This is a genomic window from Flavobacterium sp. AJR (assembly GCF_002156885.1).
Lineage (GTDB): Bacteria > Bacteroidota > Bacteroidia > Flavobacteriales > Flavobacteriaceae > Flavobacterium.
On record NZ_NCWQ01000123.1, the window covers coordinates 1 to 8,470 of the forward strand.

Sequence of the window (8,470 nt, forward strand, 5' to 3'; positions counted from 1 at the left end):
ATCAAGTTTCAAAAATTGAGGGTAAACTAATTCCTATTACAAGTACTCAAAATCAAACTCCCGAGATTGAGAATTTTATTAAGCCTTACAGAGAGCACATTAATAAAGATTTAGATAGTGTGCTTGCTTATTGTCCTCAAACACTGGATAAAAGTACTGGTAAATGGCAAACAACTATTGGTAACTTAATGGCTGATGTATGCCTGCAAAGAGGAAATTTAGTTTTTAAAGCCAGAGAGAAAAAAGATCTTGATATTTGTTTTCTTAATCATGGTGGGATTCGAGCAATTCTTCCTAAAGGGAATGTTACTGCCAGAAATGCATTTGAAATTATGCCTTTTGAAAACAGTCTAGTTGTTATGGCTCTAAAAGGAGAACAGATTCTGGAAATGGTTACCTATTTTATCGGTGAAAAGAAACCTCATCCTCTTTCTGGGATGACTTTTACTATAACTAAGAACAATACTGCAACGAATGTTTTAGTTCAGGGTAAACCTATCGAAAAAGACAAAATTTATTATGTTGCTACAAATGATTACTTAGCAAATGGTGGTGACAATATGAACTTCTTTAAAAAGAGTGTTCAGAAATATGATTTAAATTACAAACTACGAGACATTCTTATTGATTATTTTAAATCTGTTGATACAATTCCGGTTCCTAATGATGTCCGAGTAACACAAGAATAAGATAAACAATTAAAAAAATATTTAAGAGCTTTGGGTTCAAGCGTTTTACCGCAAAATAAATTAAAATGAAAAGAAGAGATTTTATTGAAAAAACCGCTGCTAGTACAGCATTATTGAGTTTGGGTTTATCTATGAGCAGTTTTACATCATCAAATGTAAAACACATAACTATATTACATACCAATGATGTTCACAGTCATATTGACCCTTTTCCTGCTGATGATCCTCGTAATGCAAACATGGGTGGTGTGTCTAGACGTGCTGCTTTGATTGATGTAATTCGTAAAGAAAATCCAAACGTTCTTTTATTGGATGCTGGAGATATTTTTCAGGGAACTCCTTACTTTAATTATTATGGTGGTGAACTGGAGTTTAAACTAATGAGCATGATGAAATATGATGCGTCTACAATTGGTAATCATGATTTTGATAATGGTTTAGATGGATTATATGCACAAATGCCTCATGCTAAATTTGAGTTTATCTCTTCTAACTATGATTTTAAAAATACTGTAATGGACGGTCTTGTAAAACCGTACAAGATTTTTAATAAAGATGGTATTAAAATAGGTGTTTTTGGTTTAGGGATTCAGCTTGATGGCTTGGTAGATAAATTGATGTATAAGGAAACTGTTTACAATGATCCTGTAGAAACAGCTACCGATATGGTTCGAATTCTTAAAAAAGAACAAAAATGTGATTTAGTAATTTGTTTATCACATTTGGGTTATAAATATCGTGATGATGCTGCTAAAATCTGTGATTTAAAACTAGCTGAACTAACTCAGGATATCGATTTGATTATTGGTGGACACACGCATACTTTTCTTGATAAGCCTACTGTTGTAAAAAATAAAGCTGGTGAAGATGTCTTAGTTAATCAGGTAGGATGTTACGGGATTAATTTAGGAAGAATTGACTTTTATCTTAATAATGATAAAACAAAATCGGCTCAAGGAAAATCTATTATTGTCTAACCCGAATATTTTCGATTCTTTTTTGGATAAAATATTTTACCATAAAATAATAGGACAACATTTGGGTCGTATCTCTTATTAAGGCCAATACTACTGAATGATCAAAGGATTGGTTAAAAATAAAAAAGATGTCTGAGAAGATAAAGCAAGTTGTCATCAACGTTACTAAAAGGGTGAGATACGTACCTTTGGTTATATAACTAATAAATGAGACACAGCCCAACACACTCAATACGATACCGTATATGGTATAAATAAAATGGTTCTGACCTACTTTCTCGTATTGTAACCCAAGAACAGATACTAAAAGGTATATAATAAATAAAACGACTATTGCTACTGGCAAATAGTCGTTTTTTCTTAATTTTATTTTTCGATAATCTTCTATTATTAATCTTAGCAATAACAAATAGACTAATAAAAAAGAGAAGAGTGAACCCAACTCTGAAGCCTCTACCTCCATTAAATTAAATACTTCTCCAATAAAACAAAGTGCAAAAATAAATCCCTGAATTATACTTATCTTATAATTGGTTGTAATAAGATAATATATAAATATTGAAGGCACTACTATTGCCTTTGCGTACATACCAATAAAATCTTGCTCTAAGAAATCAAAGATAATTGTTAATGTTAATGCTAAGAAGTAAAGAATTAATGACGGTGTGTTAGCTTTCATTTAATTTGGTTATAAAATCATCTTCTGAAATTATAGGGATATTCAATTTATTAGCTTTTTCTAATTTAGCTGGCCCCATATTTTCACCGGCAACAACAAAATCAGTTTTGGCAGAAATTGAACTTCCTACTTTACCTCCATTATCTTCGATAGTTTTTTTAATATCATCTCTTGAAAATTTAGAGAAAACACCCGAAACTACAAAAGTTTTTCCTTCAAATTTGGTAGTTGCATTTGGATTGATTTTTTCGACAATCTCAAATTGCACTCCGTAACTTTTTAAGCGTTCAATGATTCTCTTATTTTCATCGTTCTCAAAAAATTCTATCACGCTTTTTGCAATACGCTCTCCTATTTCATCTACCAAAACTAAATCCATTAAAGTGGCTTGGCTCAATGCATCAATATTTTTATAATGTTTAGCCAATTTTTTGGCTACTGTTTCTCCTACAAATCGGATTCCGAGTGCAAACAAAACACTCTCGAATGGGATTTTTTTAGAATTCTCTACTCCTTTTACTAGGTTTTCTGCCGATTTTTGAGCCATTCTATCTAAAGGTAAAATCTGCTCTACGGTTAACTCATATAAATCGGCGTAATTATGAACTAATCCATTATTAAAAAGTAATGCTACGGTTTCTCCTCCAAGTCCTTCAATATCCATTGCTTTTCTTGAAATATAATGCTGGATTCTACCTATAATCTGCGGTGGACATCCGTAAAAATTAGGGCAATAATGATTTGCTTCTCCTTCTGACCTAACTAACTCTGTATTACATTCTGGACAATGTGTAATGTATTTTGTAGGTTCTGCATCTGCTGGACGTTGTGTTAAATCGACTGCGATGATTTTCGGAATGATTTCCCCTCCTTTTTCTACAAAAACGGTATCGTTTATTCTAATGTCTAATTTTTCTATTTGATCGGCATTATGCAAAGAAGCTCGTTTTACAATTGTTCCTGCCAATTGTACTGGCTCTAGATTTGCTACTGGCGTAATTGCTCCTGTTCTTCCTACTTGGTACGAAATCGAGTTTAATTTGGTCGAAACCTGCTCTGATTTAAATTTATATGCAATTGCCCAACGAGGCGATTTAGATGTATACCCTAACTCTTCCTGGTGCTGAATACTATTTACTTTTATTACTACTCCATCGGTTTCATAAGGTAGCTCATGACGATGCACATCCCAATAATCTATAAAGTCAAATACTTCTTGTAAATTGTTAGCCAGTTTAGCTTCGACTGGTACTTTAAATCCCCACTTTCTTGCTAGTTCTAGTCCTTCATACTGTGAAGAGAAAGGTAAATTATTACCCGTTACAAAATAAAGTAAGCACTCTAATGGTCTTTTGGCAACCTCAGCGCTATCTTGTAATTTTAAACTTCCTGAAGCTGTGTTTCTTGGGTTTGAATAGGGTGTTTCTCCTATTTCGATTAAATCCTGATTCATTTTTTCGAATCCTGCAAATGGCAAAATTATTTCGCCACGAATTGCAAAAACTGGAGGATAATTTCCTTTTAGTTGTAACGGAATCGATTTTATAGTTTTGATATTATTGGTTACATCATCTCCCTGAAATCCATCTCCTCGAGTAACTGCACGTTTTAATTTTCCGTTTTCGTAAGTAATGCTTATTGAAGCTCCATCGTATTTTAATTCGCAAGTATATTGTAAATGAACGTTTCCTAATACTTTTTGAACTCTGGTTTCCCAATCGACCAAATCTTCTTTTGAATATGAATTATCTAATGAATACATACGATATTCATGAGCTACTGTCTGGAAGTTTTTGGTTACTGTTCCTCCTACTCGTTGAGTTGGTGAATTTTCATCAAAAAATTCTGGATGCTGATCTTCTAATTCCTGAAGTTGCTTTAATTTCAAATCAAATTCATAATCTGATATTGTAGCATTATCAAGTACATAATAATTGTAATTATGCACGTTTAGTTCATCTCTTAAAGCTTGTATGGAATCCTGAATATTCATATTTTATTATAATTCGATTGTCTTTTATTATCCTAAAAAAGTTTGTCTAAAATAGACATTCAAAAGTATAATTAAAAACAAAAAAACCACTCTTTTAAGAATGGTTTTCACAAAGTTTTTTGAACATTATTTTTCTATTACAATAAAATCTGAACGTCTGTTAGCAAGATGCTCTTGTTCAGTACATTTTACACCATTACTACATTTATTCACCAATCGGCTTTCTCCATAACCTATTGCACTTGCAATTCTTGAAGCTTCAATACCTTTAGAAAGAATATAAGTTTGAGTAGATTTTGCTCTGGCATCCGAAAGCTTCATATTATAAGCATCTTTACCTCTGGAATCTGTATGTGACTCGATTTTAATTTTAATCTTAGGAAATTTTTGCATCACAAATACAACTTTATCCAATTCGGCTGCGGCTTGAGGATTGATATTTGATTTATCATAATCGAAGAAAATAGGATTGATATCTACTTTTTCTACTCCATCCTTTTTAACTACTAAATCATCATAATTACTAAGATAGAAATTAACATCTTTTATCTCGGCATTGTTATCTTTTGTAGTTTCTATAAATTTTTCGTCTCCGCTAAAATTTGGCTTATTGGCCGTCATTTTTATTCGTTTATTACACGGAACTTCTAATTTATAATTTCCATCTGCATCGGTTTTGGTTTCGGTTATAACGGCATCATAAACATCATATGCTATAATAAATGTATCGCTTAAACCTTTCTTGGTTTTGGTATTTATTGCCTGACCAGAAACGAGTTGATTACAGATAGGTTTTCCTTTGGTAAAATAATAAATATCATCATCTCCTTTTCCTTGTGCACGATTTGATGATACATAACCGTAATTTTCTTTGGGATCTATTACAAATGAAAAATCATCCTTATTACTATTTATTGGTGCACCTAAATTTCTAGGAGCAGAAAAATTTAATTCTCCCGATAGTTTACTTTCATATACATCTAAATCGCCTAAACCATAATGTCCATCTGATGAAAAATAAAGTACTCCATTTCTATATGAAGGAAAAACATCATTACCAAGTGTATTAATTGTTGGTCCTAAATTTTGTGGTGAACTCATTGTACCATCATCGGCTATCTTTACAACGTACAAATCGGTTTCTCCATAACCTCCTGGCATATCCGAAGCAAAGAATAACATTTTTCCATCATCACTTAAATATGGATGCCCTACTGAGTATTTATCACTATCAAAAAATACTTTTTCGGTTTTAACCAATTTGTTATCTTCTATTGTTCCTTTTATAATCTGGAAGTTATTGGTTCTGGATTCATCTATCACTAATTTATTCTTTTTAAGAATATTAGTTGTGTAATACATGGTTTTCCAATCTGGGCTAAAGGTTACTGTTGCCTCATGATACTTGGACATTACATTAGGTATAAAAAGTACTTCATTGAATAAACTCCCATCAATCGCACTTCTTTCGGCTACATATAAATTTAAGAATGGTTGTTTGTTCCAATTGTATAATTTTTTATCAAAATTACCTGTATCTCTTGCCGATGTAAATACTACTTTATCTCCATAAAAGGTTGCTCCGAAATCGGATTTATCGGTATTAATAGCGATATTTTTTAAAGTATAAAGTGATTTTGCTTTTGATAAACTATCTAATAATTTCTTTTGATAGATATATCTGTCTATCTCTTTTTGATCACCTTTTTTATTTAAGTATTCTTTGGTTACTTTATCCGCATTATCATAATCCATAACTCCTTTCATGGATTGAATGTATCTTAGATAATAAATATCGGATAGGTTATCTCCTTGAACTTCATATAGCTTTTGATACCATTTTAAAGCATTTCGATTATCGGAAATAAAATAATACGAGTCGGCTGCATTCTTTAAAGTTTGAACCGATGGTTTATCTATTTTTTGCAAACACTCTTCGTATGCTTTTGCAGCATCTGTATAGGAGTAATTTTTAAATAAAGCGTCGGCTTTTTTTAAGTTTGTTTGCGCCAAAATTGATACAAAGCTAAATAGCAAACTAAGTATATAGAATTTTTTCATAGGTCAGGTTTTTAAAAGAATCTTGGAGATTTAATTTTACTTGGATCTTTATGAAATTGATAACGCAATATGAATTCATGGGAACCATCGTTGTATTTATTCAAATTGGTTACGGTATAATCATATGAGTATCCGATGTAAAAACTTGGCGAAATTTGAAATCCTGCCAATGCACTAACCGAATCATCAAAGTGGTAGGATACTCCTAGCACTACTTTTTCCTGAAGCATAAAATTGGCAGAAACATCTACAGACATTGGTGCTCCACTTACCAGTTTGGCTAAAAACGCAGGTTTAAATTTTAAACTTGGACTCAAATCAAATACATATCCTCCCATAAAATAATAATGCAATCTATCATAATCTATCGATTCTTGTATATCATTATAATAATCACTTCTTATAAAGCTAGGTACGGATGCTCCTGCATACCACCTGTCGGTGTAGTAATATACCCCTGCTCCTATTGAAGGTTTAATAACATTATTTATATTAGTATTTAACAATGCATCATTACCATCATAGTATCGGCCTTTTGACCAGTCTATGTTCATCATTCGCATTCCTGCTTTTAACCCAAATGCTAATCTTTTTTCATACCCTAATGGTATGGAATATGAAAAATTACCATCTAGATACAGCTCATTTGATGGTCCTAGTTTATCATTGACAACACTTAGTCCCAAACCTATTTTTTCATTTCTTAATGGTGCTTGTACAGAAAGCGATTGTGTTTGTGGCGCACCATCTATACCAACCCATTGTGATCGATGTAATAATACTGCCTCCAAGTATCCTGTAGAACCCGCATAAGCTGGATTAATAACCATTGTGTTGTACATATACTGTGTATATTCAGGATCTTGTTGCGCATTAGCAAAGAACGATACAAACCCGCAAAATATTAAAAAATAGGACTCTATAAATTTTACACTTAGTTTCATACTATAACTATTTAGTCAGTTAATTTAATTTGATGATTTATGTTAACAGGGGGTTATCTAATAATAGATAACCAACCTGTTTTAACTACTCCATCTGCACCAATATCCAGAACATAATAATATGTTCCCGCTGGTAATTTATCTCCTTTGTTAATTGCTCCCGAAACATTTGCTATTCCGTCCCAATCGTTATTATAATGGTCTTGTTTATAAACTAATGATCCGTATCTGTTATAAACATTTAAACTATTGTTTGGATAATTTTCAATACAATCTATTTTGAAAACATCATTTGCACCATCATTATTAGGAGTAAATTCATTATAAACCACTAAACATACAGGAGTTACTGAAGCTTCACCGTGATTATTTGTTGTATCAGAATCTATTGGATTTGAAACAACAACCGTGGCTACATTTAGGTAATTTCCTGTTGGCAATACTTGAACCACTACAGTAAGTACTGCGCTTTCATTAGCATTTAATACTGGAATATTCCATGCTCCAGTTATATTGCTATATGTTCCAGTAGTAGTTTGTGCGCTTATAAAATCATATCCTGTTGGCAAAATTTCACTAACTATTGTATCTATAAAGTCTCCTGATCCTACATTATTTACTGTTACAGTAAAAGTAACTTTATCATTAATGTTAGGAGTTGGATTATCTACCGTTTTGCTCATTGTTATATCTGAACAAGTTGCAACTGCAAGGGTTAGTAATTTACTATTTGTCTCATTACATTGATTAGAATAAGAAACACTTACACTTGCTGGTCCTATTGCTGGCCATGAAACTGTTACAAAATTATCGGTAGCTAGACCTCCAGCTGTAATAGTACCACCTCCAGTAATTGTCCAATTATAATTTGACATTCCGCTTGCAGTTGTATACGTTATGTCATCAAAAACGCAAGGAGCTGCTTTGCTTGGAGTTATTGTAACCGGATCATTACCTGTAAAGTTGACCTGTACACTTAATCTCAAACTACTTTCACAACCTGTAGTCGCATCTTTTAAAGCTCCATAATAAGTACCTGCAACTAGTAATGTTCCTGGTGCTAATGGAGTTCCTCCTGTTGCAACATTGTACCAGACTACGCCAGTTTCATTTACCTGAAGACTTGC

Annotated in this window: 7 protein-coding genes; 2 read left to right on the forward strand and 5 right to left on the reverse strand. The window is 32.4% G+C overall.

Annotation, left to right across the window (positions count from 1 at the left end):
- Both B8T70_RS21920 and B8T70_RS21925 read left to right on the forward strand, forming a co-directional pair.
- A partial coding sequence (locus B8T70_RS21920) for a 5'-nucleotidase C-terminal domain-containing protein (RefSeq protein ID WP_123912148.1) occupies nucleotides 1-689 on the forward strand: 689 nt, incomplete at its 5' end.
- Nucleotides 690-754: 65 nt separating this feature from the next.
- Entirely contained in the window at nucleotides 755-1,666 is a 912-nt protein-coding gene (locus B8T70_RS21925) for a bifunctional UDP-sugar hydrolase/5'-nucleotidase (protein WP_039113078.1), read from the forward strand.
- Here B8T70_RS21925 and B8T70_RS21930 read toward each other — a convergent pair.
- From B8T70_RS21930 to B8T70_RS21950, 5 genes are all read right to left on the reverse strand, one after another.
- Nucleotides 1,656-2,345 carry a lysoplasmalogenase family protein gene (locus tag B8T70_RS21930; protein WP_039113079.1) on the reverse strand — a complete coding sequence of 230 codons (690 nt, stop codon included), beginning with the start codon at nucleotides 2,343-2,345 and terminating at the stop codon, nucleotides 1,656-1,658. The genes B8T70_RS21925 and B8T70_RS21930 overlap by 11 nt on opposite strands.
- Nucleotides 2,335-4,338, reverse strand: coding sequence for an NAD-dependent DNA ligase LigA (ligA, locus tag B8T70_RS21935; RefSeq protein ID WP_086896230.1), 2,004 nt, complete (start codon nucleotides 4,336-4,338; stop codon nucleotides 2,335-2,337). The genes B8T70_RS21930 and ligA overlap by 11 nt, the downstream gene beginning before the upstream one ends.
- A gap of 126 nt (nucleotides 4,339-4,464) precedes the next feature.
- Entirely contained in the window at nucleotides 4,465-6,399 is a 1,935-nt protein-coding gene (locus B8T70_RS21940) for an OmpA family protein (RefSeq protein WP_039113081.1), read from the reverse strand.
- A gap of 11 nt (nucleotides 6,400-6,410) precedes the next feature.
- Nucleotides 6,411-7,343, reverse strand: coding sequence for a type IX secretion system membrane protein PorP/SprF (locus B8T70_RS21945; protein WP_086896231.1), 933 nt, complete (start codon nucleotides 7,341-7,343; stop codon nucleotides 6,411-6,413).
- Nucleotides 7,344-7,396: 53 nt separating this feature from the next.
- On the reverse strand, nucleotides 7,397-8,470 hold a 1,074-nt coding region (locus B8T70_RS21950; protein ID WP_123912149.1), incomplete at its 5' end, for a gliding motility-associated C-terminal domain-containing protein.